This is a genomic window from Haloarcula sp. Atlit-120R, assembly GCF_003665885.1.
Lineage (GTDB): Archaea > Halobacteriota > Halobacteria > Halobacteriales > Haloarculaceae > Haloarcula > Haloarcula taiwanensis.
The window spans coordinates 1-653 of record NZ_QPLN01000029.1 but is presented as its reverse complement, the minus strand read 5'-3'; the positions used below and the strand labels follow the sequence as shown (position 1 = coordinate 653).

General features: G+C 57.1%; 1 pseudogene. It reads right to left on the bottom strand.

Features of this window, described 5'->3' with window-relative positions:
* A pseudogene (locus tag DVK01_RS21055) lies at positions 1-288 on the bottom strand (hypothetical protein); the annotation flags it as partial.
* Positions 289-653: the final 365 nt, after the last annotated feature.

Here is a 653-nt window from a genome sequence, read left to right as displayed (position 1 = left end):
GGCGACGATGATGGCCTGGGAGACCATCATGATCGAGCCGGAGATGCGGGCGGTGGTCGTCGCGTCTTCTGCGAAGTGCTCCTGTTTGGGTTCGATGCCGACACGCTGTGCGGTGTCGAGCCCGCGGTTGAGCGCTTGGCCGGTGACTCCGCCCTGTCCGTGGACGAATTCCTCGATTGGGTTGGTGAACGATTCGTCGACCGTCACTTCGATAGCGCGGTCGTCGTCGACGTTGGCACCCGGCCCCAGGCGGAACCCAGCGGCGGGGTGGCCTGCACATGCAGACATACTTACGCCATTGGTGTCCTCATAGTTATATTTCGTGCAAGAATTAGATGGAACTTAGTGTTTAGTGGGGGTATGAACCCTAAGACGTGTCTTAGGGTCGTCCGGGGTATTAACCGATATGAGGGTGTGGGGAACAGTATGTCGACACAGAAATTCAGACAATCGAGGACTGATGCGGCCTCTGACCACATCTGTCAGATGGGATCTCGACGCTCTGTTGAAATCCAATCGCTCCTGAACGAACTCGGTGGACTGGACGAACTCGCACTCAATCGTGAGTCACGGCAGGTGACGACGGTTTCAGGGTCGCTGTACATCAATCCGACCGCCTACGGTGCGGATTGGCTCGAACTCGATGGTGACAT